Origin of the sequence: Halomonas sp. SIMBA_159 (genome assembly GCF_046536035.1) — a bacterium.
Taxonomy (GTDB): Bacteria; Pseudomonadota; Gammaproteobacteria; order Pseudomonadales; family Halomonadaceae; genus Vreelandella; species Vreelandella venusta_A.
Window position 1 is genome coordinate 1 of sequence record NZ_JAWJBT010000633.1, and the last position, 270, is coordinate 270.

Consider the following 270-nt stretch of genomic DNA (forward strand, 5'->3'; position numbering starts at 1 on the left):
GGTCTTTTTGGCGATAAGGATCAGTGTAATTAGCTCCTTGAGCATAGTTATGATTAAAGTATGCTTGAATCAGAGAATTTTGAGGTAATGGTTCAGGACGCTCAGTGATATTGTTATTACCACGGCAACTGCTGATCGTAATTAGAAAAATGCTAAAAATAGATAAAAATAAATAACGATTCATATTCGTTCTTTCTTCTCCCTCCTCTCTTGTCTTGGTATAGCACTACAAATTCAGGTTAGGACATTCCAAAATGTTGAAACTCACCT

Annotated in this window: 1 protein-coding gene; it reads right to left on the bottom strand. The window is 35.6% G+C overall.

Annotated features, from left to right (window positions below):
- The coding region (locus R0J87_RS20740; RefSeq protein WP_498888615.1) for a hypothetical protein at positions 1–184 on the bottom strand (184 nt) is incomplete at its 3' end.
- Positions 185–270 lie beyond the last annotated feature (86 nt).